The following is a 25,276-nucleotide window of genomic DNA, read 5'->3' as shown; positions in this document are numbered from 1 at the left end:
CACCGATCCGGCACGCACGTCCCCGAAACCGGGTACTGCCACGCGGGCAGCACCCGGTCGGCGATCACTTCTGCGGGATGACGTTCACCAGTCGCGGGGCGCGCACGATCACATCGCGGATGGCGGCGCCCGCCAGGGCTCGGTCGACCTTCGCCGAGGCGAGCGCGAGCGCGCGCAGGTCGTCCTCGGAGATGTCGGGGGCGACTTCGAGGCGATCGCGGACCTTGCCCGCGACCTGGACCACGCAGGTGACCGACTCGACCACGAGGAGCTCCGGTTCGGCATGGGGCCAGCCGTGTTCGATGACCGAGGCGGTTCGGCCGAGGCGCTCCCAGCCGTCCTCGGCGGTGAAGGGGGCGAAGCAGGAGAGCATGCGGACGAGGGCTTCCGCGCCTTCACGGAGTGCGGGGTCGGCGGGGCCGGGGGTTCCATCCGCGGCCTTGCGCAGGACGGTGGTCAGTTCCATCAGGCGGGCGATGGCCACGTTGAGCCTGCGGCCGTCCATCAGGGTGGTGGTGGCATCGATGAGGCGGTGGACCTGCCTGCGCAGTTCCAGTGAGCCCTCGCCGGGGGAGGACGCGGTCACGTCGCCCGCCAGGCGGATCACGCGGGCGAGCCACTTGACCGCGCCGGACGGGGACACGTCGGCCCAGTCGATGTCGTCCTCGGGGGGGCCCGCGAACAGCATGGTGACGCGGACGGCGTCCGGGCCGTAGTCGGCGATCTGTTCCTGCAGGTTGACCAGGTTGCCAAGGCTCTTGCTCATCGCCTTGCCGTTCATGATGACCTGGCCCTGGTTGGTCAGGCGGGTGAACGGCTCCACGAACGGGAGCAGACCCCGGTCGTGCAGGACCTTGGTGATGAAGCGGGCGTAGAGCAGGTGCAGGATCGCGTGTTCCTTGCCGCCGATGTACTCGGCGACCGGCAGCCAGCGGCGGATGCCCTCCGGGTCGAACGGACCGTCGGTGTAACCGGGGTTCGGGTAGCGCAGGAAGTACCAGGACGAGTCGACGAACGTGTCCATGGTGTCGGTGTCCCGGCGGGCCGCGCCGCCGCAGGTGGGACAGGGGACGGCGAGCCAGTCGGTGGCGCTTTCCAGGGGGGCGCGGCCGTCGGTGGGACGCAGCTCGTAGCCGGACTCGGGCAGCCGGACCGGCAGGTCGGCCTCGGGGACCGGGACCTCGCCGCAGGACGGGCAGTGGATGATCGGGATCGGGGTGCCCCAGTAGCGCTGGCGGGACAGCAGCCAGTCGCGCAGCCGGTAGTTGACCGTGGCCTCGCCCAGCCCCAGCCGACCCAGCTCGGCGATGATCGCCGCCTTGCCCGCCACCGTGTCCTGGCCGGTGAACTGGCCGGAGTTGACCAGCGCGCCCAGGCCCGCGGTGGCCACGCCGGTCTCGGCCGGGTCGGCCTCGCCGGTGTCGACGACCATGCGCACCGGCAGGCCCATGGCCACGGCGAAGTCGAGGTCGCGCTGGTCGTGCGCGGGCACGGCCATGACCGCGCCGGTGCCGTAGTCGGCCAGCACGTAGTCGGAGGCGTAGACCGGCAGCTTCTCGCCGTTGATCGGGTTGATCGCGTAGCGGCCCAGGAACACGCCGGTCTTCGGCCGGTCGGCGGCCAACCGCTCGATGTCGGTGGCGGCCCTGGTCTTGACCAGGTACGCCTCGAACTCGCCGCGCTGCTCCGGCGCGCACAGGTCATCGGCCAGCTCGGCGTCCGCGGCGACCACGAAGAACGTGGCGCCGAACAGGGTGTCCGGGCGGGTCGTGAACACCTGCACCGGCTCGTCGCGGTCCTCGATGGTGAACTGGACGCGGGCGCCGGTGGAGCGGCCGATCCAGTTCCGCTGCATGCGCAGCACGTCCTCGGGCCACTTGCCGAGCTGGTCCATGTCGTCGAGCAGCCGCTGCGCGTACTGGGTGATCCGGTAGAACCACTGGGTCAGGTTCCGGCGCTCGACCTCGGCGCCGCAGCGCTCGCACTTGCCCTGCACGACCTGCTCGTTGGCCAGCACGGTCTGGTCGTTCGGGCACCAGTTGACCGGCGCGGCCTTGCGGTAGGCCAGCCCCTCCCGGTACATGAGCAGGAACATCCACTGGTTCCAGCGGTAGTACTCCGGGTCGGAGGTGTGCAGCCGGGTGCGCCAGTCGAAGGAGATGCCGAGCCTGCGGAAGCTCTCCGCCTGCACGTCGATGTTGCCGTAGGTCCAACTGCCCGGGTCGAGGTTGCGCCGCAGGGCAGCGTTCTCGGCGGGCAGGCCGAACGAGTCCCAGCCGATGGGGTTGAGCACGTCGGCGCCGGTGAGCCGGGCGTACCGGGCCAGCGCGTCGCCGATGGAGTACACCTCGGCGTGGCCCATGTGCAGGTCGCCGGAGGGGTACGGGAACATGCTGACCACGTAGCGTCGCGGCCGCCCGTCGCCGGTGTCGGCGGTGAGGTCGGACGCCTCGAAGACCTTCCGGTCCTGCCACACACCAAGCCACTTCTCGGTGTTGGCGTGCGGGTCGTAGGCCTCGTTCGCGCTGCTGGACTGCATTTTTCGTTCCTGCCCGGGTCAGTGCTTCCCGGCTCAAGGGCCGAGCCGGGAATCTCCCGGAATGCTAACGGAGCAGCAATGACGGCGTGGTCCCGCCCCGAACACGACCGGTGACGGCACGACGCCGTGTGCCCGGATTATGGGACATCGCGCACCCCGGGATCGCCCGCGTCGACCAGTAGCGTCGAGAACGCCCGCGACCGGCGGGAACAGGTGAGCGGGGAGCCGACTGATGATCGACGCGGCGACGATCGACATGACCGCCGCCCTGCTGGTGGACGGCGAGTCGCGGCCCGCCGCGGGCGGGCGCACGTACCCCGATGTGGCGCCCGCGACCGGCGAGCCGTTCGCCGCGGTCCCGGACGCCACCGTGGAGGACCTCGACCAGGCGGTGCGGGCGGCCCGACACGCGTTCGACCGCGGCGACTGGGTCCGTGACCCGGCATGCCGGGTGGCCTGCCTGCGCGCCCTGGTCGCGGGGCTGCGCGCGAGCCGGGAACGGCTGCGGGAGCTGCTGGTCGGCGAGGGTGGGGTGCCGGTCCGACTGACCAGGTCCATCCAGCTCGACGGCGCCCTCGACGAGGCCGGGTCGCTGTGTGACCTGGTCGAACGCCACCGGTGGCTGGTGGACCTGCCCACCCGCGGCTTCCACGGGTTCAGCAGTGGCCGGGAGGTGCGTGCGGAGCCGGTCGGCGTGGTCGCGCTGATCACCCCGGCGAACTTCCCGCTGGCGCTGCTGCTGCGGAGCCTCGTGCTCGCCCTGGGGGCCGGGAACACGGTCGTGCTGAAGGTGTCCCCGCACACCCCGTTGGCGGGGCTCGCGGTGGGGGCGCACGCTGTGGCGGCGGGCTTCCCGCCGGGAGTGCTCAACGTGGTGAGCTCCGCGCACCCCGCACACCTCGGTACGGTGCTCGCCGCGCACCCGTCGGTCGACCTCGTCGGCCTGACCGGGTCGACGGCCGCAGGCCGGGCAGTGGCCTACGCCGCGGCGGCCACGCTGAAGCGCCTGGTGCTGAACCTGGGCGGGGCCGGGGCGCATGTCGTGCTGGACGGGGCCGACGACGGCGACATCGCCGCGGCGGGTGCCCGCGTCTGCTTCCACGCCGGGCAGGCCTGCAGTCTCTACAAACGAGTCCTGGTGCCGCGTGCGCGGTACGCCGAGGCGCTGGAGCTGCTCGCCGACGGGATGGCCGAGGTCCCGATCGGCAACCCGGCGGACCCGGACGTGCTGATGGGCCCGTTGGTGAGCGCAGAGCTGCGGGACCGGGTGCTCGCCGTGTCCGGGCAGGCCGAGCGGGCAGGCGGGCGCGTCATCCGCGCGGGCCGCGCGTTGCCCGCGGGCGGCGGGTTCTACGTCGAACCGGTGCTGATCGCCGACCTGTCCCCCGACACCGACCTGGCCCGCCACGAGCTACCTGGGCCTGCGCTGGTCGCGTTGCCCTACGACGACGTGGACCACGCGGTCGCGCTGGCCGACGGACCGGCGTACGGGCTCTCGGCGGCGGTCAGCGGCGGCCCGCCGGAACTGGCCCGAGCGGTGGCGGCCCGCCTGCGCGCAGGCGCCGTGTCGGTGCACGGCGGCCTGCCGTACGGGCCGGACGCCCCGTTCGCGGCCCGCCGCGGCAGCGGCAACGGGCACCACGGCGGCGGTGCGGCGCTGGCCGACTTCCTGACGACCAAGGTCGTGGGGTACCCGGCATGAGCACGGCAGCGGTACCCGCCGTCGAGGTCCGGGACCTGCGCCGGACCTTCGTCACCCGGCGCGGCCCCCGCCGGGCGCGCACCGAGCGGGTCGCGCTCGACGGGGTGAACCTGCGGGTCGAGCGGGGCGAGACGCACGGGCTGCTCGGCCCGAACGGCGCGGGCAAGACGACCCTCATGAAGATCCTCGCCACCCTGCTGGTGCCGACCTCGGGCCAGGCGCGGGTGCTCGGGTACGACGTGGTCGGCGAGCACCGCCGGGTGCGCGAGGTGATCGGCCTGGTGTTGGGCGGGGACAACGGCCTCTACGGCAGCCTCAGTGCCCGGCGCAACCTGCTGTACTGGGCGACGCTGGCGGGCCTGGACGGGCGAGCGGCCGCGCGCCGGGTGGATCTGCTGCTGGAGCGGTTCGGCCTGGCCGAGCGGGCCGACTCGCCGACCGAGACCTTCTCCCGCGGCATGCGCCAGCGCCTGCACCTGGCCCGCGGGCTGGTCGGCGACTCCGCCGTGCTGATCCTGGACGAGCCGACCAACGGCATGGACCCGGTGGCGGCGCTGGCCTTCCGGGACGTGGTGCGCGAACTGCAGGGCGAGGGCCGCACACTGCTGCTGGCCACGCACGACATGGCCGAGGCCGAACAGCTGTGCGAGCGGGTCACGCTCGTCGACGGCGGCCGGGTGCTGGCCACCGAGGCGCCGCACACGCTCGGTGGCTGGCTGACCCGGTATGAGTACGTGGACGCCGAGGGCGTGCCGCCCGGTCTGGTGGCCGAGCTCGCCGACCTGCCCGGCGTCGACGGCGTGGAACCGGGCGAGCGCGGCGGGATCCGGGTGCGGGTGGTCGCCGAGGGCACCACCCACGACGTGCTGACCAGGCTGGTCGCGGCCGGGGTCACCACCATCCGGACCGACCGGATGTCGCTGCAGGACATCTACCTGCGCATGGTCGGCCACCGCGAACTGGAGGTCTGACCCGATGCGGGTCGTGGCGCAGGCGTTCCGCCTGCAGCTGGCGGTGTTCGGCACCGGGATCGGCCGGGTGGCGGCCCTGGTGGCGCTGCCGTTCCAGGTGCTGGTGCTGCTGTCCATCACCCGGCACGGCGGCCGGGTCGACCTGGACACGCACGCCCTGCTGGCGCCCGCGCTGATCGGCATGTGGACGCTGGGCCTGGGACTGGCGGCGGGCATCGTCGAGGGCGACCGATGGGACGGCGTGCTCGAACACGTGCTGGTCTCCCGCGCGTCGTTCTTCCGGGTGCTGCTCGGCCGATCGGCCGCGGTCTCGATCACGGGACTGGTCGTGTTCGTGGAGGCCTGGTTGGTGGCGGTGGCGCTCGGGGTGCGCCTGGAGTTCGGCCACCCGGTGCTGTTCGTGGTGGGCGTACTGGCCACCTGCCTCGCGATGGCAGGCGCGGTACTGGTGTTGAGCACGGTGTTCGTACTCGGCCGGGAGGCGTCGTCGGTGCGGAACTCGCTGACCTACCCGGTGTACGTGCTCGGCGGGGTGTTCCTCCCCACCGGGCTGCTGCCGGACTGGCTGGAACCATTGTCCCGCCTGGTTTTCCTGTCCTGGAGCGCGGACCTGCTGCGCGCCGCCACCGCTGCCGCGCCGCTGAACCCATGGCCCGCGCTGAGCGCGCTCGTGGTCCTCGGCGGCGGCTACCTCGTCGTGGGAGCGGCACTGACCCGCGCGGTGGTGCGTCGAGTCCGCGAGGACGGGCGGGTGTTGGTCGGATGAGCACGCTGCGCGCGCAGCTGCGGATCATCCCCGCGGCCGCGCGGATCGGCCTCGCCGAGTACCGGGCGCACTACACGGTCCGCTCCTGGCTGGGCGGCTGGGCGCTGCGGCTGACCTTCCAGGTGGTGTTCTTCACCTCGGTGGGCCTGGTGGTCGGGAACGCGGACACGGTGCGCTACCTGGCCGTGGGCAACGTGGTCGCGGTGATGACGATGGAGTCGGTCGGCGCCATGGCGTTCGTCGCCGGGGAGCGGCGCGGTGGCAAGCTGCCGCTGCTGATGGCCGCGCCCGGCAGCCACCTGGTGGCACTGGCCGCTCGCAGTCTCAATGCACCGGTCGGCGGCCTGCTCAGCTCCACTGTGGTGTTCCTGGTGGTGGCCCCGGTGTTCGACATCCCGCTGCCGGGGGCGCGCACGCTCCTGCTGATCCCGCTTGTGTTGATCTGCGCGCTCACGACCTACTGTTACGGCCTGCTCTTCAGCGCCCTGGTGATGCGCTTCCCGACCCTGGCGTGGCCCGCCCTGAACGTGTCCTATCTGACGATCATGGCCTTCGCCGGGGTCAACGTGCCGGTGTCGTACTGGCCGCGACCGGTCGCCACGCTGGCCGACGGGCTTCCGGTGACCCACGGTCTCGCGGCCGTGCGCGCGCTGCTGTCCGGTGGGGACTGGGCGGGGATCGTGGGCGCGGCGGGCGCCGAGCTGCTGGTGGGCGTGGGCTGGCTGGCCGTGGCGGGTCTCGCGATGCACCTGCTGCTGGAGAACGCGCGCCGCACCGGCGGCCTGGACCGCTGAACCTCAGCAGGCGCGGTACTCCAGCAGGAGCGCGGTCCAGGCGTGCGGCCCGGTGGCCACCAGCACTATTCGGTCCATATCGGATGGTTCGAGGGAACGCAGGCCGTGCAGCAGGTCGACGGCGAAGCAGTGCCCGTCGGCGACGTTCGGGGCGTGCACGGTCCGGGAAGGGAATCCCGCGGCGGCGGCCAGCATCGCTCGCACCGAGGCACCGTAGTTGCCGACCAGGAGCAGGGCGCACTCGTCGACCGCGGTGTCCGCCTCGGTGAGCACCCTGCCGACCGCCGCGGCGACACCCGCGGCCGCGGCCTTGGCGGCAGCCAGCCCCGGTCGCGCACCAGCCCGATCAGCCGCGGTGACGGCGGCGCTGCCCAGCAGCCGGAACCCCGGCCTGGCGGGCGATGTCGACACCAGGCAGGTGGCGGCGCCGTCGGACAGCACGGTGAGGTCGCCGGGCAGGTAGCGCGGGCCGGGGGCGCGGTCGGCCACGGCGAGCAGCACCGAGCCCGGCCCCTCCGCGGCCAGCAGCCCCCTGGCCACCCGAAGTCCCGGTCCGAGGTTGCCACAGCCCGCCCCGCCGACGGTGAACACCGGCACATCGGGGATACCGGCCGCCACGGCGAAAGCGGTGGCGGCCGAGGCGGGCGGGCGGGCACCGATCGTCTCGCAGCAGTACACGGCGGCCAGCGGCCGCGTGCCCGCCAGGGTCCGTACCGCACTGGCGGCCGCCAGGACCTCCGCGGGCCGGTCGGCGACCAGGCCGTACCGGACACCCTCGTCGAGGAGCAGCTCCACCTCGTCCCGCGCGCCGACGAACTCGGCCAGCTCCGCCACCGGCACCCGGGCACCGAACTCGACCTCGAACCCGCTCAGGTACATCGCGCTCCTTCGACGGTCACCCGCGGCAGCCGCCCCGGACACGCTCGTGGTCATCACGGGGCCTGGATGGTGTCGGTCAAACGGTCGGCGATGGTGGCCAGTGGCACCGGTTCGAAGAGAAGGGTGACGTCGAAGTCTGCGGCCAGGGAATCGCTGAGGCGGCGGTAGACCCGGATCACCTGGATCGAGGAGGCGCCGAGGTCGGCGAGCGTGCGGTCGGGTCCGACGTCGTCCAGCCGGAGGACGTCGGCCACGGCTCGGGTGAGGAGGCCGGTGATCGAGCCCTCCTCGCGTGCGGCGGGAGCCAGCAGGGCAGGCAGGTCGGACTTGCGCACCTTGCCGGAGCGGGTGCGCGGGAGGTCGTCGACGATGACGACGCGCGCGGGGACCTTGTGCGGTGCCAGCAGTTCGACGACGTGGGCCCGCAGTTCCGGTTCGGTCACCACACGGTCGGCGACGAGCGCGATCACGAGTTCCTCGCCCAGGATCGGGTCGGCGACCGGGAAGGCGGCCGCCTCCCGGATCGCCGGGTGAGCCTCGAACGCGGCCTCCACCTCGGGACAGGAGACCTTGCGCCCACCTACGCTGACCACGTCCTTGGTACGGGCGACCAGGTGCAACCTGCCCTCGTCGTCGAGCCTGCCCAGATCGGCCATGCGGACCCAGCGGCCGCGGAACGTCGCCGCGGTCGCCGCCGGGTCGTTCGGGTAGTGGCGGACGGGGATGCCGGGCGGCAGCCGCAGCTCGACGACCCCGGTCTCGCCGGGGCCGAGCGGGGCGCCATGCTCGTCGGTGATCCGCACGGCGCAGCCCGCGTTCGGCGCGCCGACCAGACCGGGCCGGTGGCCGTCGCCGACCACAGTGGACGCACCGGCCCACCCCGACTCGGTGCTGGAGTAGTCGACCACGAGCTCGGCCGCCGGGAAGAGCGCGCGGAGGGTGCGCAGCGCGGGCATCGGGGCTCGCGCCGACCCCACGATCACCCGCCGCATCGTCCCCGGCCGGGGCCGGGCGTCGCGCAAGGCTGCCGCCGTGGCGGGCACCATGGCCGTGTCCGTGACACCGTGCCGGTCGACCAGTTCCAGGAACAGCCCCGGGTCGAGCCGCGCCATCGTGACCACGCGCAAGCCCGCCAACAGCGGCGCGAGGGCCGCCCACTGACCGACCGGGACCGAGAGCGGGAACGCGTGCAACAGGGTTCGCCCACCGGGACCATCGGCGAACTCCGGCAACCGGTCGGCCATCCCGAACATGATGTCGCCATGCGGGACGGCGACCGCCTTGGGTTCACCCGTGGTACCGGACGTGAACACCACCGTGGCGGTGTCCCCGGGTCGCACCACATGTCCCGGGAGTTCCCCGTCGGCGACCAGGTCTTCCGCGGCGAGAACGGGAACGGTCGACACCGGAGCGGAGACGGTCCACGCACGGGGACCCACGATCCGGGTGACCCGCCCCTCCGCGACCAGTCTGCCGAATCCGGGCCCGGTCTCGTCCGCGGGCAATAGCACGGCCACAGCCGCCAACCGATGCAACGCCGTGAGCAGCACGGCGAACTCGTCGATAGCCGCACGCGGAAACGCCAAGCCGACGCACTCTCCCACGGCGACACCACGTGCGTGCAACGCAGCCGCGACTTCCGCGCTTCGCCGTGCCCACTGGACATATCGGAGATCGCGACCGTCGGGCAATATGTGCGCGATGTCGTCGGGAAAGTGATGCGCCCACCAGTCGAGCAGTCCCGCAGTGGTGATCCGCGCGTGATCGGTAATCAAACCCAGCTTCCCTTCGGATGGACCACCCAGCTCACGCCGCGACGAGACTTCCCGCTCGCGCCAGCAGCGCTGGACGGTCGAGTTTGCCGCGGCTGGTGCGCGGCAGGTCCGGAACGTGCACGTAGTGGTCGGGAGTGGACGCGGGCGGTAGGCGGGCGGCCACGAAGTTCCGCAGTTCGGCCGCGGGGCGCTCCTTCCCGCTGTAAAAGGCGACCAGGACGCGACCAGCGGCGCCGAGTGGGGCGACCACCGCTACGGCATCGACACCGGGCGCGGCGCGCAGGCGGTGTTCGATCTCGCCGGGTTCGACGCGGGCGCCGCGGATCTGCACCTGCCGGTCGACGCGGCCGAGGAAGACGAAGCCGTCGGCCCTGCTGCGGACGACGTCACCGGTGCGGTACCAGCGGCGACCGTCCGCGTCCAGGAAGCGCCCGGCGTCGTCACGCGGGTCGAGGTAGCCCCCGAAGGTCTGCGGGCCCGCGACACAGAGCTCGCCCTCCGCGGCCACGTGCCCGTCGGTGTCGACCACGAGCCCGGACAGCCCGTCGTGCAGGTCGCCGATCGGCACTATCCCCTGGGGGGATTCGATGTCGGCGCGCGTGTACCGGTGGGCCGTGCACGAGATCGTCAGCTCGGTAGGCCCGTACAGGTTCTCCAGCCGCGAACCCGGTGCGCACCGCTGCCAGCGCTCGGCGTCGTCGACCGGCAGGGGTTCACCGCAGAACAGGCTCCACCGGAGGGAAGGCATCGGGCGCAGTCCGCCGGTCCGCGCCGCCAACGGGATGGCACTGGGTGTGGAGAACCAGACCGTGATCCCGGCGCGGGTGACGAACCCGGCGATGTCGCGCAACGCCTGCGGCGGCACGGCGACCACTGTCGCACCCGCGCCCCAGGCCGCGAACAGGTCGAACAGGGCCAGGTCGAAGCCGATGTCGAAAGTCTGGGAGAACACGTCCCCGTGGCCGAAGTCGTAACGGCGGGCGACGTGGTCGAAGTAGTGCGCGGCCGCGGAATGCGCGACCGGGACTCCCTTGGGGACCCCGGTGCTGCCGGAGGTGAACAGGATGTAGGCGGTGGAATCCGGGCGCACGGCGAACGGCTCGGCCAGTCCCCGACCGCGGTCGTCAGGGTGCACTCGCACCACGGAGTGGCCCGACACCGCCGTGTCGGTGATCATCGCGTCGACCCGGGCAGCGTGCAGCATCGCGTCCCGCGTCGCCGCCGGGACCGACGGACTGATCGGGACGACGGACGCGCCCGTGTAGAGGGCGGCGAGCAGAGCCGCGTACGCGACGCGCCGGTGCCGGGCGAGCACCGCGACCGCGCGCGGCGGACCCGACACGGTGTCCGCGACGCGACCCGCCCAGTGCAGCGCCGTCTCATGCAGCCTGCCGTAAGTCCAAACGACATCGCCATCGCGGATCGCGGGCGCGCCATCATCCAGCACGCCCAGGAATGGCGCGTGCAGGAGCCCTTCACGGGATGCAGTCACGATGGCCGACCTCGCAGAAACGGATACCGCTCGAAGACCGCGTACCCGGTCCCCGCGTCGAACCTACTTGGTCCAAGGACATCCGGGCCGACTATGGATGACCTTGGCCTGTAACCGATTCTGGTGACAGCCGGACGAGTGGTCGGTTGGCTAGGCTGCGGCCAGGGTTCAGAGTGGGGACGCGACCATGGCAAAATCGACCATCTCCACCGCGCCCGCGGTGACCACTCCGCGCTTCGTGCATGAGCTACTGGACACCGCGGCGGCGAGATGGCCGTCGTCGTCGGCCGTATGCGACGCCAAGGAGAAGTGGACGTATGCGGAGCTGCGCCTGCGTAGCCTCCGATGCGCGGAGTTGTTGAGTGATAACGGAATCATGCCGGGGGACCGGGTCGCCGCGACGCTACCGAACAGTGTCACCACTGCCATGCTGCTCTATGCCTGTTCACGGGCAGGAGCCGTGTTCGTCCCGCTGAGCCCGTCCCTTCCCCCCGAGCGACTACGCGTGATCCTCGCCGACGCCCGCCCGGCCCTCGTGATCACAGCCGAGTCCCCGGTTCCGGCTCCGTCACTGTCCGAACGGGATCTGCTGGTGGCGACGGCGACCGATCCGGTCAATTCAGCAGCAGGCGCCGACCGGAACGGCGATGCCCTGCTCCTGTACACGTCCGGAAGCACATCGGCGCCCAAGGGCGTGCTCTGCCCGCATGCCGGTGTCCTGTTCGCCACAACGGCCATCGGCGACCGTCTGCGGTACCGACCCGGGGACCGGATCTTCGTCCGACTCCCGCTTTCGTTCGACTACGGCCTCTACCAACTGCTGCTCGGCTGCGCCGCAGGCGCGGCGGTGTGGCTGTCGACCGCCACCCCGGCCGCCCTCCTGCGCGAGATCGCCACCAGCCGGGCCACCGTCCTCCCCGTCGTCCCCACACTCGCGGGCCTGATCGCCGAGATCGCCGAGCGCAGACCTGCCGACACCGTGGTGCGTCTGATCACCAACACCGGCGCGGCACTGGTCCCGCGCACGGCCCGGCGGCTGCGGACCGCGTTCCCGCGGGCAGCCGTCGTCGCCATGTACGGGTTGACCGAGTGCAAGCGCGTCAGCATCGCCGATCCCGACGAAGACCTGGCCCGTCCGGGGTCGGTCGGCAGACCGCTGCCCGGCACCCGGGTCCGGATCGTCGACGACGCGGGCGAACCGCTGCCGCCGGGAGTGATCGGGCAGATCGTGGTATCCGGCCCGCACGTCATGGCGGGCTACTTCGGCGACGCCGGAGCCACGGCCGAACGGTTCACCGTGGACGCCTCGGGCGCACGGTCGTTACGCACCGGCGACTACGGGTTTGCCGACGCGGACGGGACCTTGCACTTCACCGGCAGGCGCGACGGGATCTTCAAGCACAAGGGGACGCGAATGAGCATCGCCGAGATCGAGGCGGCGGCCGAGGAGCTCCCGGGCGTGCGCGCGGCGATCGCGGTCCCGCCAACCGAGGACGACCGGCTGGTCCTGGTGGTCGCCGGGGCGGTGCGGCCGGAGGAGGTCATGTCCGGCCTGGCTAGGCTGCTCGATCCGGACCGCAGACCGGACGTCGTCGTGGTCATGGCGGCGTTCCCGCAGACGGCCACCGGCAAGGTCGACCGGGCCGCCGTGACGGCCTCGGTGGCACCGTGACCGGACTCGCCGCGGCGGTCACCGAGCACGGGAGCCCGCTCTACGTCTACGACCTGGCCGAGGTCACCGACGCCGTCACCGACCTGCGCGAGCACCTGCCGGGGTCCGCGCTGTTGTTCTACTCGCTGAAAGCCAACGCCAACCCCGCTGTGCTGACGGAACTCGCCCGCCTGGGCTGCCGGGCCGAGATCAGCTCCGGTGGCGAGCTCGCCGCGGCGCTGGCCGCCGGGTTCACGCCGGAAGCATGCCTGTTCACCGGTCCGGGCAAGACGGCGGCGGAGATCGCCGACGCGCTCGCCGCGGGAGTGGTCCTGTTCTCCGCCGAGTCGCTCGTCGAGCTGCGCCGCGTCGCCGAGGCGGGCCGCGCCGCGCACGTGGTTCCGCGTTGCCTGCTGCGGATCGACCCGGGTACCTCCGACGGGGACGCGGGCATCCGCATGGGGGGCGCCGCCGCGTTCGGCCTCGACGCGGACCGAGCGGACGAATGGGCGCCCGCCGCGCTCGCCGAGCCCGATGTCACGCTGGTCGGCCTGCACCTGTTCACCGCCAGCAACGCGCGCGGCGAGGAAGCCCTGATCACGGAGTTCCGCGCCAACCTCACGACCGCCGCGCGACTGCACGCCGACCACGGCCTGCCCCTGGACCTGCTCGACCTCGGCGGCGGGTTCGCGACCCCGTACGCCACGCCGGGAGCACGGCCCGCGTACCCGGGTCTCGCCGCCGCCATCGCCGCGTTCGCCCTCCCGGCCAGGACGCGGCTGGCCTTCGAGTCCGGCCGCTACCTGGTCGGTTCGTGCGGCACCCTGGTGACCACCGTGCTCGATGTGCGGGAGGCGCGCGCGGGCACGCATGTGGTGCTGGACTCGGGGATCAACCACCTCGGCGGTCTCACCGGCCTGCGGCGGATGCTGCCGCCGCGGATCCGGGCCGAGGTGGTGACCGGCGGTGGCCCGGAGGCCCAGGTGACCCTGATAGGTCCACTGTGCACACCCGCCGACGTGCTCGCCCGCGATGTCCGCATGCCCCTGCCCGCGCCCGGCGACGTGCTGGCGGTGCCGAACACCGGCGCCTACGGTCTGTCCGCGAGCCTGGTCGGGTTTCTCGGGCGGGCACTGCCCGCGGAGATCGTGGTCCGCGGCGACACGGTCGTCTCGGCCACCCGGCAGGAGATGACCCGGCACGTCGTGCGGTCCCCGGACCCGGTCGCCGCCGCCGAGAAGGTCGTCCCGGTGCTGCGCGCCTGCGCGGGCCCGACGGACGAGAAGGCCGAGTTCCCGCTGGAGAGCCTCGCGGCGCTGAGAAGCGGCGGGCTCATGGGTCTACTCGTGCCGCGCGCGTACGGCGGCCTCGGCCTCGGACCTGCCCGGCTGGCGGACGTCGTGCGCGTCCTGGCCGGTGCGTGCACATCCACCGCCATGGCGTTCGCCATGCACTGCCAGCAGGTGGACGCGTTGGTGCGGTTCGGTTCGGCGGCCCTGCGCGACCGCGTGCTCCCGCGCGTCGCGGCGGGCGAGGTGTACCTGGCCTCGATCACCTCGGAGCGCTCGACCGGCGGGGACCTGTTCACCGCGCACGCCCCGCTGCGCCGCAACGGCGAGGAGCTGGTCGTCGAGCGGGACGCGCCCGTGGTGACCGGCGGCGCGCACGCCGACGGCTACCTGGTGACCATGCGGTCGGCGGACGACGCCCCGGAGACCTCCGTCTCGTTGGTGTATATCGCACGCGCCCAGGCCACCGTGGCCGCGACCGGCGGCTGGGACCCACTGGGCATGCGGGCGACCGCCAGCGCGCCGTTGCGGCTGACCGCCCGGGTCCCGGCGGACCAGGTGGTGGGCGTCCCGGGCCGGTTCCGGGACGTGGCGGTGGCCTCGTTCACGCCGATCGGCATGATCGGGTGGGCCGCGTGCTGGCTGGGCACCGCGCACCAAGCGCTTCGCGACGTCGTCGGCCTGTTCCGCTCCCCCGGGCGTCCCGCGGGCGCGGACCTGTCGTCGCACCTGGTCCACGAGCGGGTGGCCGTCATCCGGCACGACCTGGAACTGGTGAGCGGCTACCTCAGCCGCGTGGTCGACGAGGTGGAGCTGTGCCGCGCCCGTGGCGACGACCCGGCGGGCGGCGCCCTGCAGGCACACCTGACCTGCCTCAAGGTGACGGCCGCGGAGCTCACCTACCGGGCGGTCGACCGGTGCGTCCAGCTGGCCGGGCTCGGTCAGGGCTACCAGCGGGGCTCGTCCCTGCCGCTCGAACGCAACCTGCGCGACCTCCGGTCGGCCGCGATGAACTGCTCGAACGACTGGCTCCTGCGCGCCAACGGGGTACTGACCCTCGCCGACCGCGCCATCACCCTCGCCTGAGCCGATCCGACGAAAGGGAACCGACCGTGCCGCACGACTGGGACGCCGACTTCGACCGCATCCTGCGCACCGCGCTCACCGGCCTGCCCGCGGACCAGCCGCTGCGCCCGGACGCGGACCTCGCGACCCTGGGGATGGATTCGCTCAAGTCGATCCAGGTGCTGTTCGCCCTGGAGGACCGCTACCGAGTGAGCTTCCCGGACGACATGCTCGGCCACGACCTGCTGGCCACCCCGCAGTCGCTCTGGAACGGCATCGGCACCGCCCGACGATGCTGAGGCCTGCCCGACGCGCCGGTGGGGACCAGCTCGACGGTGAGTTCCAAGTGGACTTCGGCGGCCGCTTCCGGCTGCCGGTAGGGGTCACCGAAAGGCGCACGCACCACGATGGACACCGGCCGCCGTCGGGAGCCGGTGTCCGGCCAGCCGAAACGGTGTGACGGCAGGCACAGCACACAGGGGCGGCCGCGAGCCGCTCGGGGCATACTCGGACGGGTGGACCACGGCATTCGACCGGCCGGGGCGGCTCGGTCCCGACCGCGAGGTGGCCGGGGCTACCGATAGGATCATTGGCCTACGCACGTTACCCGGAAGGCCAACGATGATCGACATCGCGCTTGTGCGGACGAATCCCGACCTGGTCAGGCAGACCTGCCAGGCCAGGGGATCTGACCTCGACGTCGAGCGGTTGATCTGGGTGGACTCCGAGTTGCGGCGGTTGACCACGCACGCGGAGGGGCTGCGGCACCAGCAGAAGCAGTTCGGCAAGGACACGCCTCGGGATGTGGCGGTCGCGGTCAAGGAAGAGCTTAAGGAGACCACCGAGCAGGCGCGCGCGCTCGAACAGGAGCGTGACGCGCTGTGGGTGCGGGTGCCCAATCTGGTTGCCGAGGACACCCCGCTGGGTGATGACGACGGCGGCAACGTCGAGCTGCGGCGGGCGGGCGAGCAGACTCCCGTCGACGAGGAGCGGGCGCACGACAAGATCGGCGAGCGGTTGCGGATCTTCGACATGGTTCGCGGCGCGGAGGTCGCGGGCTCGGGCTTCTACTACTGGCGCGGCGACGGTGCCCGGCTGGCCTGGGCGATCTTCTCCTACACCCAGGACCTGCTCGGCAAGCGCGGCTTCGTGCCCATGCTGACGCCGTTGATGGCCCGTGACCGCACCTTCTTCGGCACCGGCTACCTGCCGTTCTTCGAGGAAGAGCTGTACCGGGTGCAGAACACCGACCTGTCGCTGATCGGCACCTCGGAGCAGACGCTGATCGGCTACTACGGCGACATGGTCATCGACCTGGACGAGCTGCCGATCCAGCTGACCTCGTTCAGCCCGTGCTTCCGCACCGAGGCGGGCAGTGCCGGTCGGCACAATCGGGGTGGCTACCGGGTGCACCAGTTCCACAAGGTCGAGCAGATCGTGATCTGCAAGCCGGAGGACTCGGAGCACTGGCTCGACGAGTGTCAGCGCAATGTGGAGGACATCCTCACCGGCCTCGAACTGCCGCACCGGGTGGTGCGGGTGTGCATGGGCGACCTGGGCGCGCCCGCGTACAAGAAGTACGACACCGAGACCTGGTTCCCGTCCTTCGGCGACTACCGCGAGACGCACTCGAACAGCAACCTGATCGACTACCAGGCCCGCCGCTTCAAGATCCGGTTCCGGCGCGACGGCAAGATGGTGCACCCGCACACCATCTCGTCCACCGGCATCACCGACCGGGCGGCGCTGGCCATGCTGGAGAACCACGTCCGCCCGGACGGTTCGATCCACGTCCCGGAGGCGCTCCGCCCGTACCTCGGCGGCCGCGAAACCCTGGGCGCCTGAGGACCTGGGCGCCGGAAAGCCAGTCCGGCCACGGCCGCGCGGTTCCACCGTCGCGGTCGTGGCCGTCCCGACGCGGCCGCCGCACGCCCGCCCGAGCGAGAGGCCCTCGATCCGGCGCTGAGCAGTCTCGGTCTGCGCCGGGCTCCCGCGCGCCGCGTCGTCCATTTCGGACAGCTCAACGGATCCACTCATGTCACCGGGTTGATCAGGACTCGTTGACCTCCACCATGGTCGAGATTGCACCATGGCGATATGACGACTTCCACCGATCAGCTCCGGGCATTGACCGACCGGGTCGAGATCACCACGCTCATCGACCGCTTCTTCCGGGCCCTCGACGAGCGCGGACTGGACCTGGCCTGGGGGCGCACGGTCTTCACCGAGGACGCCCACGTCGCCTTTCCCATCGGAGAACACCGAGGTCTGTCCGAGATTGTCGCGGCGCTGGCCGACGGGATGAGCCGGTTCGGGGCGACCCAGCACGCCGGGAGCAACTACCTCGTCGACGTGGACGGGGATCGGGCCAACGTCCGATGGAACGCGATCCAGACGCACCTGCCGCTGGGCGGGACGCCGTTCGACGTGCCGTTCGTGTCCGGCGGGTACTACGAGGGCGAGGTCGTGCGCACGGCCGACGGGTGGCGGTTCCGGGAGCAGCGGTACCACATCGTGTGGCTCGGTGGCCAGCTGCCGCAGCCGTGAGTCATTCCCTGACGGCGGTGAGGCCCCAGGTCGCGTAGGGCAGGGTGATCACCCCGCCCAGCTCGTCGATCGCCGCGGCCACTGCGGTCAGCACCTCGGCGAGCTTGTCCGGCGGCAGGGTGGTGAGGCCGCCGGAGGTGGGCACCAGGTCCAGCAGCTCGTCGCGGGTGTAGGCGCGGGCCCAGTCGTGGCGCCAAAGGGTCGGTTCGGCGAAGCCGCCCGCCGCGCGGATACCGTCCGCGGCCTTGCGGTAAAGCCCCTGGTAGGCGTCGAGGATCGAGGTGCCGGAGCCGGGGGCGAACCGCATCGGCGAGTCGGGGACCGCCCGGTCGTAGGCCGCGGCCAGAGCGGCGGCCACGGCGGGCGGCAGCTCGTAGACGTGGCCGAACGGGGCCAGCACGCCGCCGGGGCGCAGGACCCGGGCGGCCTTGGCTGCGCCCGCGACGGGGTCGATCCAGTGCCAGGCGGTGCCGCACACGACCGCGTCGAAGGCGCGGCCTGCGGGCTCCCAGGTCTCGAAGGTCCCGACCTCGACCTCGACGCCGGTCCCCCGGGCGAACTCGGCCATCCGGGGGTCGGGCTCGACGCCGAGTACGACGCGGCCCGCGGCGGTGAACTGGCGGGCCTCGATGCCGGTGCCGCAGCCGACGTCCAGGAAGTCCGGGCCGGGGGCGGTGGACACGATGCGGTCGATCACTGCCTGGGGGTAGGCCGCGCGGGTCCGGTCGTAGCGCGCGGGATCGACGCCGAACGACTCGGCCAGGCGGCGGTGCTGGTGCGGTTCCGACGTAGTGACCATGCGCCCACTCTAGTGGTGCGACTCAGAACGTCGGCCGTGTATCGGCGGGTCCACGGCGTGGCTGGCGGTGCCGCCGGGACGGCCTCGTACTGGATGTACTTGGTCGTTTCCGGCGGTGCCGTCAGGCGCGTCGTGGGCGGGTCGAGACATGGTCGACGTTCTGGGTCGCACCACTAGTGACCATGCGCCCACTCGGGCGCGGGCTCGGAGGTACTCGCCCGGCCCTGACATAACGTCAGCGGCCGTGGCGAGAACCGCCTTGCCAGTCGAGAACTTGTCACGAACGGAAGACCCGGCGGTCAGCCGCCGGAGTTGAGCGCCGGTTCCGCCGGTCGGAAGAGCGAGCGGAGGCCACCCCGGACATCCGGGACCCCGGCCATCGTCAGCTCCGGCGCCTCGACCCGTTTCTTGATCAGCGGCACCGCCAGGGCGAGCACCGCATACCCGAAGTAGGCGTCGACCAGCACGGGTACCGACAGCCAGTGCGGCGCCACCATGAACACCGCCGCGCCGAGGAACGCCATCACCGGGAAGCCCTGCACGGCGAACGCGACGATCACCGGCAGGCACCAGACCCAGTGGTGCGACCAGGAGATCGGTGACACCAGCAGCATGGCCAGCGCGTTGAGGGCGAAGGCCGTGGTCGGCAGGTGCAGCGTGCGGCGCATGGCCAGGACCGCGAGCACGACGACCACCAGCGCCAGGATCGGGTACAGCCACTTGGCGTCGGCGCGGGTGAGCAGGCCCATGATCGACTGGTTGGAGATGTAGCCGACGCCGACCTTCTGGTCGGTGGTGAACACCGCGTTGGTCCAGAAGTCCACCGAGCGGTCCCAGGCCAGGGCGAAACCCAGGCCGGTGGTGACCACGAACGAGATCCCCGCCGTGCTGAGCGACTTCCAGTCCCGGCGCAGCAGGAAGAACAGCACGAACGCGGCCGGTGTCAATTTCAGCGCGGCAGCGATGCCGACCAGTGCGCCCCGCGGCCAGCGCGGTTTGCGGACCAGGCAGTCCACCACGACCAACGCCATCAGGATCACGTTGATCTGGCCATAGGACATCGTCTCGCGGAACGGCTCCAGGAACAGTGCGACAGGCAGCAGCATCAGCCACTGCACCGGCAGGTTCACCGAGGAGAGCAGCACGGCAAGAGTGACGCCGGTCAGGCCGACGGTGAGCACCGCAAGAATCGTGCTGGCCAGCCCGAACGGGATCACCGTCAGAGGCACCATCGCGATCGCCGAGAAAGGCGGGTAGATGAACGGGAGCACGATTCCCGCGTCGGTGGCGGGCAGTGTCCCGTACATGTCACCACCGGATAACCAGACATTCACGCCGATGCGGTACACGTCCAGGTCGAGGTGGTACTGCTTGGCGACGAAGAATATCCAGACGCCCGTGAGCAGTGCGGCCGAAACGGCGAGGACTCGCATGGGCTATGTATACTTGAACGTCGGTTCGCGGCGCATAAGAACGGCCTTTATCCCCTTTTTAACCCGGTTGGCGTAAACACCGCAGTATAACCGTGCCCGAGGAAGGGGACGCATGCGGGTGCTGGTGGTCGAGGACGAGGAGCTGCTGGCGGACGCCATCGCCGCCGGTCTCCGACACCTGCACATGGCCGTGGACGTCTGCTACGACGGCGACGCGGCCCTGGAGCGGGTCGCGGTGAACCGGTACGACGTCGTGGTCCTGGACCGTGACCTGCCCCGGGTGCCCGGCGACGAGGTGTGCAGGCGCCTGGTGGCCGACGGCGGCGAGACCAGGGTGCTGATGCTCACCGCCGCGGCGAGCATCCGCGAGCGGGTGGACGGTCTCGGCTTGGGCGCCGACGACTACCTCACCAAGCCGTTCGCGTTCGCCGAGCTGGTCGCGCGGGTGGAGGCGCTGGGCAGGCGGGCGCACCGGGCGGTGCCGCCGGTGCTGGACCGGGCCGGGGTGCAGCTGGACCCGGCGAAGCGGTACGCGGCCAGGGACGGGCGGCCGTTGGCGCTCTCGCCCAAGGAGTTCGCTGTGCTCCGGGTGCTGATGCGGGCCGAGGCGGGCATCGTGGTCAGCGCCGAGGAGCTGCTGGAGAAGGCATGGGACGAGAACGTGGACCCGTTCACCAACACGGTACGGGTGACGGTCATGACGCTGCGCCGCAAGCTGGGCGAGCCGCCGGTGATCCACACCGTGCCCGGGGCGGGCTACCGGTTCGGACCGTGAGGCCGCCGTCGCTGCGCGGCCGGGTGTGGCTCACGCACGGCCTGATGCTCGTGGTCGGGGTGGTGATCGGCCGGGCGACCTGGGGGAAGTTCCGCGACGGCCTGACCTCGCTGCTCAGCGGGTGCAACTACACCAACTGCGTCCCCTACGACACCTTCGACACGGCCGTGTGGGTCGCCGCCATGGTCCTGCTGCCGCTCTCGGCGGGCTACCTGGCCTGGTGGACCGCGAACCGCGCGCTGACACCGCTGCGCGCGATGGCCGGGGTCGTGCGCGGCCTCGGCCCGCACAACCTGGGCCAACGCATCCGACGCGGCGGCAGGCGCGACGACCTGCGCGCGCTGGCCGACGCCGTGGACGAGATGCTGGACCGGATGGTGGTGAGCTTCGAGAGCCAGCGCCGGTTCGCCTCCAACGCCTCGCACGAGCTGCGCACCCCGCTGGCCGTGCAGCGCACCCTGATCGAGGTCGCCATGGTCACCGGCCGCGGCGACCCGGAGATCGACCGGCTGGGCGCGCAGCTGCTGCTGGTCAACGAGCGCAACGAACGGCTGATCGAGGGACTGCTGGTACTGGCCGAGAGCGACCGGGGCCTGCCGAGCACGGTCCCGGTGCGGCTGGACCAGCTGGTCACGGAGGTGGTCGGCGGGTACGAGAAGTCGGCGGCGGAGCACGGGGTGGAGCTGCGTCGGAGCGTGACGCCGCGGACGGTCTCGGGTGATCCGGTGCTGTTGGAGCGGTTGGTCGGCAACCTGGTGCACAACGCGATCAAGTACAACGAGCCTGGTGGACGGGTGGAGATCGTGGTCGGGGAGATGCTGTCGGTGCGCAACACCGGGCAGGTCGTGCCCGCCAACGAGGTGTCGTCGCTGTTCGAACCGTTCCGGCGGTTGACGGCCGAGCGGACGCGGCAGCGTGACGGGGCCGGGTTGGGGTTGTCGATCGTGCGCTCGATCGTGGCGGCCCACCATGGGACGGTGTCGGCGCGGCCTGGCGAGCAGGGTGGTCTGTGGGTGGACGTGACATTGCCGTCCGCTCCACGTGCGGGCGGTTGAGGCTCGGTCCTACTTCTCGTCGCGTAGGCGGGTAAGGGCTTCCGGTGTGAGGTAGGTGGCGAGGCGTTCCAGTAGGTCGACGACGTCGGCCACGTTCCCCGGATCGGTGTCGAGGGCCTTGGCCAGGGCGGTGTCGATGGTGGTCGAGCGGACCTCGCCGACCCGGTCGGAGACCGTCGGCGCGGGCTGGATGACCAGTCGGCGTCGGTCCCGGGGGTCGGGTTCGGCCACGATCGCGCCCGCCGTGCGGAGCCGGGACACCGCGGCGGAGACGGCGCTCTGCGGCAGGCCGGTGCGCGCGGCGATCTCGCCGACGGCGCTGCCCGGGTGCGCGCGGATGTCGCTGACCACGATCAGCACGCTGCGGACGTTGGTCGGCTGGTCGCCGAGGCCCGCGGTGGGCAACGCCTCCTCGCCGATCTTCATCAGCGTGCGACCCAGCAGGAACAGCTCGACTCCGTCCATCCGCCGATACTACATCAGAACTGATACATCACTTTTGATACATCAATTCTGATGCATTATCGTGGACCACGCCCGACGCGAAGGAGTCCACGATGTACCTGCCCGTCCCCGGCGCGACCCTGTACTACGAGGTCCGCGGCACCGGCCCGACCCTGCTGATCGCGCAGAGCGGCGAGGGCGACGCGGACCGCAGCACCGACCTGGTCGACCGGCTCGTCGACACGCACACCGTGATCACCTACGACCGTCGCGGCCTCTCCCGCAGCACCCTCGACGACCCCGCCTGGGCCGTCACCCTCCCCCAGCACGCCGACGACGTGCATCGGTTGCTGGCCGAGCTCGCCGACGAACCGGTCGCCATGCTCGGCTGCAGCCTCGGCGCGTCGATCGGCCTGAACCTGGTCATCGAACACCCGGACCAGGTCCACACCCTTATCGCACACGAACCCGTGACACCGCGCCTGCTTCCGACCGCCGAGCGCGCGCACCACGAGGCGGAACTGCTGGAGATCCAGAAGATTCACCTCGAACACGGCCTGACCGCGACCCTCAAGGCGGTCACCCGGGTACTCGGCATCGACCCGGCCGCGATGGACGTTGAGCCGGACCTCACCCCGCAACCCATGACGCCTCAACGGATCCGCAACTTCGACTTCTTCGTGGCCCATGACTTCACCGCCGTCATCCAGGACCCGATCGACCCCGCGGGGCTGCCCGGCGCTCCGACCCGGATCATCCCGGCCGTCGGACGGACCACGCCCCGCACGGTGTTCGACTACCGGTGCGCGGTCGCCCTGGCGGATCTGCTCGGCGCCGACGTCGTCGAATTCCCCGGTGGGCACAACGGAAACACCGCACACCCCCGCGCCTACGCCGCCCGGCTACGCGAACTCCTCACGCCCTAGTGGTGCGCCACCAACACAACGTCCACCATGCCTACACCGCTGGCTGGCGCGAACCGCGCACGCCCTAGCCGTGCCGCCCGAGTTATCCACAGGCGCCCACCGGCACAGCTTCCACCTGCGCCTTCACCCCCGGTAGAATGAAATCCGGGGGTCCCCCACCGGGTTGTCCACATCCCCCGAAACCCATCCACAGCAGCCCAGCCGCCCTTGCCCGCCAACATCGCTGCCGGTAACCGGCAACACGGACAACTGGGCATCCCGGACATGCCGCCTGTCCGGCCTGATCGGTGACATCACAGTGCAGCCAGGCCAACGGCCGCGTCTCGGCCCACCGGTGTCCAACCTCGACTCAAGCGTGGCTGCATCGACCAACGCGACCGCACCCCAGGGGTACCGTGGCGGAACTTGCCCATGGTGACCCTGGGTCGCAGCGGCAACGCGCAACGCAACCACTTCCAAAAGATCCGGGGAGGCGGACAGTCAGTCGGACTGGTCCTCGCCGTTGGGCTTGGTGATTTCCTTCTTGAGGATGCGCAGCGATTTGCCCAGTGATTGGGCCGCCTCCGGGAGGCGTTTCGCGCCGAAGAAGAGCATGAACACGGCGGCGATGATGAGAAGGTGTGGCCACCCCAGGCCGTTGCTGAGCATCGTGCTCCTCCGACTCGCGCGGCGCCTGCCGCCGCACCGCCATGCTACGGCAGGAAAGCGGCTGTGGCGAGTGCTGTGACCAGGCACGATGCGGTATCGGGCGAAACCGGCCAACGGCGTCGAAAAGGCCCGTATTATCGGTCGCGATGAAACGTACGGTGGGGGACCTGATCCGGGAATGGCGCAAGCAGCGCGAGATCAGTCAAATCGATCTCGCGCTGCGGGCCGATGTCTCCACCCGGCACCTGAGTTTCGTGGAGACCGGGCGGTCGGCGCCGAGCCGGGCCATGGTGCTGCGGCTCGCCGAGCGGTTGGACGTGCCGTTGCGGGAGCGGAACCGGTTGCTGCTCGCCGCCGGGTACGCGCCCGAGTTCGCGGAGGGTGCGCTGGACACGCCCCGGTTGTCGCTGGTTCGTGCGGCGATCCGGCGCGTCCTCACCGGGCACGAGCCGTACCCGGCCCTGGTGGTCGACGGCGGTTGGGACCTGGTCGAGGCGAACTCGGGCGTGGCAGTGTTGCTGGAGGGCGCGCCGGAGGATCTGTTGGCGCCGCCGTTCAACGTGTTGCGCTACAGCCTGCACCCGCGCGGTCTCGCCGCGCGGATGGTGAACCTGGCGCAGTGGCGCGACCACGTGCTGATCCGGCTGGAACGCCAGATGCGCGCGGCGGGTGATTCCCGGTTGGTCGGGCTGCATCGGGAGTTGGCGGCTTATCCGGCAACCAACGACCTGGTCGACCACGAGGACGGCGTCGACCCGGATGCCGCCGATGTGCTGATGCCGGTGCGAATACTGCACGACGGCCACGAGTTGTCATTGTTCAGCACGGTGACCACATTCGGCACTCCACGCGATATCACGGTGGAGGAATTGCACGTCGAGAACTTCTACCCGGCCGACGCGGCAACCGAGAAGTACCTGCGATCGGGCGGGACCGGGCGCCTCGGTCCCATTTGATCAGGCAGCGGGCATCTTGTCGATGAACCCGTAGACCCCCTTGATCCGCCCCGTCTCGTCGAGCACGATCACGTCGAACCCGATCACGACCGCTTCCGCCCCGTCGGCCGGGACGAGATCCCAGGTGAACCGGACGATGTCGTGGTGCGCGTCGAAAGTCGCTCCCCGCACGAACCGCAGCCCCTGGAACTGCGCCTGCGCCCCGGCCACGACCTGGTCGAGCCCGGCCCGACCACGAACCGAGACGAGCGGATCGGTGTAAACGCCGTCCGCGGCCCACAACTCGTCGATCATCCGCGCACGCGCGCCCGCGTCGGTCTCGTTCCACACATCCAGATACGCGTCGACAACAGCGTCGAGATCAGCCACGGCGAACTCCTCGAATACGAGACCCATTGTCCGGAAACCCGGATCACCTTGCCAGACAAGTCTCATATGGGCACTCACCGGAAGTCGATTACCTCGTGGGTAATATCTTTCGACAAGGCATGGACGTCCCCGTCACCGCCAGAGACCGGCGCGCGCCGTGCGGTCACAGCCCGTGACGCGCCCATCGAGGCCCGCGCACCGACCCGTCGATGTGGTGCGGGTCACCCGCTCGATCGAGAGTCCCAAGTGGCCCGGAATTATCGTCACGCCCGGTTTGAGCAGCGAAGGTGCATTTCACCGCGACAATTCCGACAAAGTCGTTCCCAGGGAAAAACCGCTCGTTGAACCGCGCGCGCGAGCCGGTCGACCCTGTGCCTGGCCCACCCGATTCCCGGGCCGGG

General features: G+C 71.2%; 22 protein-coding genes. 13 read left to right on the top strand and 9 right to left on the bottom strand.

The genetic code is table 11. The features are described 5' to 3' along the window. Positions 1-64: 64 nt before the first annotated feature. Positions 65-2,539: a leucine--tRNA ligase gene (gene leuS / locus C503_RS0130645; RefSeq protein WP_018686057.1), complete on the bottom strand. Its 2,475-nt coding sequence runs from the start codon at positions 2,537-2,539 to the stop codon at positions 65-67. A gap of 232 nt (positions 2,540-2,771) precedes the next feature. Here leuS and C503_RS0130640 point away from each other — a divergent pair, with 232 nt between their 5' ends. Genes C503_RS0130640 through C503_RS0130625 form a run of 4 tightly spaced genes read left to right on the top strand, consistent with a single transcriptional unit; the run spans position 2,772 to position 6,772 of the window. Beyond that, positions 2,772-4,241: an aldehyde dehydrogenase family protein gene (locus C503_RS0130640; protein ID WP_018686056.1), complete on the top strand. Its 1,470-nt coding sequence runs from the start codon at positions 2,772-2,774 to the stop codon at positions 4,239-4,241. Further along, the gene (locus tag C503_RS0130635; RefSeq protein WP_018686055.1) at positions 4,238-5,212 is read left to right on the top strand and encodes an ABC transporter ATP-binding protein; all 975 of its coding nucleotides are present in this window, start codon (positions 4,238-4,240) and stop codon (positions 5,210-5,212) included. The genes C503_RS0130640 and C503_RS0130635 overlap by 4 nt, the downstream gene beginning before the upstream one ends. Before the next feature lie 4 nt (positions 5,213-5,216). Next, the gene (locus tag C503_RS41450) at positions 5,217-5,978 is read left to right on the top strand and encodes an ABC transporter permease (protein WP_018686054.1); all 762 of its coding nucleotides are present in this window, start codon (positions 5,217-5,219) and stop codon (positions 5,976-5,978) included. After that, positions 5,975-6,772, top strand: coding sequence for an ABC transporter permease (locus tag C503_RS0130625; protein WP_018686053.1), 798 nt, complete (start codon positions 5,975-5,977; stop codon positions 6,770-6,772). The genes C503_RS41450 and C503_RS0130625 overlap by 4 nt, the downstream gene beginning before the upstream one ends. Before the next feature lie 3 nt (positions 6,773-6,775). On the opposite strand, the gene C503_RS0130620 is transcribed toward C503_RS0130625, so the two are convergent. Genes C503_RS0130620 through C503_RS0130610 form a run of 3 tightly spaced genes read right to left on the bottom strand, consistent with a single transcriptional unit; the run spans position 6,776 to position 10,918 of the window. Beyond that, a complete protein-coding gene (locus C503_RS0130620) occupies positions 6,776-7,705 on the bottom strand; it encodes a beta-ketoacyl-[acyl-carrier-protein] synthase family protein (protein ID WP_156893631.1) in 930 nt (309 codons plus the stop codon). Beyond that, positions 7,705-9,426 (bottom strand): AMP-binding protein, encoded by a 1,722-nt coding sequence (locus tag C503_RS0130615; protein ID WP_084477399.1) that lies wholly within the window; start codon positions 9,424-9,426, stop codon positions 7,705-7,707. Before C503_RS0130615 ends, C503_RS0130620 begins: the two co-directional genes overlap by 1 nt. Positions 9,427-9,457: 31 nt before the next feature. Next, entirely contained in the window at positions 9,458-10,918 is a 1,461-nt protein-coding gene (locus C503_RS0130610; RefSeq protein WP_084477398.1) for an AMP-binding protein, read from the bottom strand. A gap of 187 nt (positions 10,919-11,105) precedes the next feature. Here C503_RS0130610 and C503_RS0130605 point away from each other — a divergent pair, with 187 nt between their 5' ends. The 5 genes from C503_RS0130605 (at position 11,106) to C503_RS0130585 (ending at position 17,470) form a co-directional block, all read left to right on the top strand. Continuing rightward, complete coding sequence (locus C503_RS0130605; protein ID WP_063710857.1) at positions 11,106-12,590, top strand: class I adenylate-forming enzyme family protein; 1,485 nt, start codon at positions 11,106-11,108, stop codon at positions 12,588-12,590. Next, a complete protein-coding gene (locus C503_RS45105) occupies positions 12,587-14,944 on the top strand; it encodes an acyl-CoA dehydrogenase family protein (protein WP_018686047.1) in 2,358 nt (785 codons plus the stop codon). Before C503_RS0130605 ends, C503_RS45105 begins: the two co-directional genes overlap by 4 nt. Before the next feature lie 26 nt (positions 14,945-14,970). Next, positions 14,971-15,222: a phosphopantetheine-binding protein gene (locus C503_RS47015; protein WP_018686046.1), complete on the top strand. Its 252-nt coding sequence runs from the start codon at positions 14,971-14,973 to the stop codon at positions 15,220-15,222. A gap of 322 nt (positions 15,223-15,544) precedes the next feature. Beyond that, on the top strand, positions 15,545-16,768 hold the full coding sequence (gene serS / locus C503_RS0130590; RefSeq protein WP_018686045.1) for a serine--tRNA ligase: 1,224 nt from the start codon (positions 15,545-15,547) through the stop codon (positions 16,766-16,768). 252 nt (positions 16,769-17,020) lie between these two features. Continuing rightward, positions 17,021-17,470: a nuclear transport factor 2 family protein gene (locus C503_RS0130585; protein ID WP_018686044.1), complete on the top strand. Its 450-nt coding sequence runs from the start codon at positions 17,021-17,023 to the stop codon at positions 17,468-17,470. 1 nt (position 17,471) lies between these two features. Here C503_RS0130585 and C503_RS0130580 read toward each other — a convergent pair whose 3' ends face one another. Beyond that, positions 17,472-18,269: a class I SAM-dependent methyltransferase gene (locus tag C503_RS0130580; protein ID WP_018686043.1), complete on the bottom strand. Its 798-nt coding sequence runs from the start codon at positions 18,267-18,269 to the stop codon at positions 17,472-17,474. 299 nt (positions 18,270-18,568) lie between these two features. Continuing rightward, positions 18,569-19,702 (bottom strand): glycosyltransferase 87 family protein, encoded by a 1,134-nt coding sequence (locus tag C503_RS41435; RefSeq protein ID WP_018686042.1) that lies wholly within the window; start codon positions 19,700-19,702, stop codon positions 18,569-18,571. Positions 19,703-19,814: 112 nt separating this feature from the next. Between C503_RS41435 and C503_RS0130570 the strand changes: the two genes are divergently transcribed. Together C503_RS0130570 and C503_RS0130565 are read left to right on the top strand one after the other, a co-directional pair. Continuing rightward, positions 19,815-20,477 carry a response regulator transcription factor gene (locus tag C503_RS0130570; protein WP_018686041.1) on the top strand — a complete coding sequence of 221 codons (663 nt, stop codon included), beginning with the start codon at positions 19,815-19,817 and terminating at the stop codon, positions 20,475-20,477. Next, on the top strand, positions 20,474-21,532 hold the full coding sequence (locus tag C503_RS0130565; RefSeq protein WP_018686040.1) for a sensor histidine kinase: 1,059 nt from the start codon (positions 20,474-20,476) through the stop codon (positions 21,530-21,532). Before C503_RS0130570 ends, C503_RS0130565 begins: the two co-directional genes overlap by 4 nt. 9 nt (positions 21,533-21,541) lie before the next feature. Here the strand turns inward: C503_RS0130565 and C503_RS0130560 are convergent, their stop codons facing one another. Next, entirely contained in the window at positions 21,542-21,997 is a 456-nt protein-coding gene (locus tag C503_RS0130560; protein ID WP_018686039.1) for a MarR family transcriptional regulator, read from the bottom strand. A 92-nt stretch (positions 21,998-22,089) separates the two neighbouring features. Between C503_RS0130560 and C503_RS0130555 the strand changes: the two genes are divergently transcribed. Next, positions 22,090-22,902 (top strand): alpha/beta fold hydrolase, encoded by an 813-nt coding sequence (locus C503_RS0130555; protein ID WP_018686038.1) that lies wholly within the window; start codon positions 22,090-22,092, stop codon positions 22,900-22,902. A gap of 480 nt (positions 22,903-23,382) precedes the next feature. Here C503_RS0130555 and C503_RS0130550 read toward each other — a convergent pair whose 3' ends face one another. Then, positions 23,383-23,550, bottom strand: coding sequence for a twin-arginine translocase TatA/TatE family subunit (locus C503_RS0130550; protein WP_018686037.1), 168 nt, complete (start codon positions 23,548-23,550; stop codon positions 23,383-23,385). 146 nt (positions 23,551-23,696) lie between these two features. On the opposite strand from C503_RS0130550, the gene C503_RS0130545 reads away from it, so the two are divergent. After that, positions 23,697-24,506, top strand: coding sequence for a helix-turn-helix transcriptional regulator (locus tag C503_RS0130545; RefSeq protein ID WP_033401213.1), 810 nt, complete (start codon positions 23,697-23,699; stop codon positions 24,504-24,506). On the opposite strand, the gene C503_RS0130540 is transcribed toward C503_RS0130545, so the two are convergent. Continuing rightward, positions 24,507-24,875, bottom strand: coding sequence for a nuclear transport factor 2 family protein (locus C503_RS0130540; protein WP_026316861.1), 369 nt, complete (start codon positions 24,873-24,875; stop codon positions 24,507-24,509). Between the last annotated feature and the right edge of the window lie 401 nt (positions 24,876-25,276).

The organism is Actinokineospora enzanensis DSM 44649, assembly GCF_000374445.1.
In the GTDB taxonomy this organism is placed as follows: Bacteria; Actinomycetota; Actinomycetes; order Mycobacteriales; family Pseudonocardiaceae; genus Actinokineospora; species Actinokineospora enzanensis.
Note: the sequence above shows the minus strand (reverse complement) of the source record. Positions and strands in the feature narration are given on the sequence as shown.